Source organism: Carboxydocella sp. ULO1 (assembly GCF_002049255.1).
Classification (GTDB): Bacteria; Bacillota.
Genome location: NZ_BDLQ01000119.1, coordinates 1 through 339, shown reverse-complemented (window position 1 = coordinate 339; position 339 = coordinate 1). Strand labels below are relative to the sequence as shown.

General features: G+C 34.8%; 1 protein-coding gene. It reads right to left on the bottom strand.

Annotated features, from left to right (window positions below):
• Positions 1 to 278, bottom strand: a 278-nt coding sequence (locus ULO1_RS12355) for a transposase zinc-binding domain-containing protein (RefSeq protein WP_200806966.1), incomplete at its 3' end; no start/stop codon positions are given.
• Between the last annotated feature and the right edge of the window lie 61 nt (positions 279 to 339).

Genomic DNA, 339 nt, shown 5'->3' with positions numbered 1-339 from the left:
TTTTCTATATAAACTTTTCCACATCGATTACAAAATCTACTCTTACATGTAAATGCTACTTTCTTTTTCTCGCTCCCGGTACAATTAGTACATATGTATTCTGCATAACCGTACTTTGGGTCCCCGCATTTTATTGCCTTTTCTACCGCTTCAATTACACTCTCCCTCATGTCTTCCGGTATTTTTTCTCCGTATATTTGGAGAAACCGTTCCCAATGTTCTTTAAGTATATCGACTATTTTTATTGATTGTTTATTTTCTTTCTCATGCGCTCTCATATTTCTACCTTAACACCCTAAGTTATCCACATCAAGCCTTAAAGCATAATTTCCTAAACAT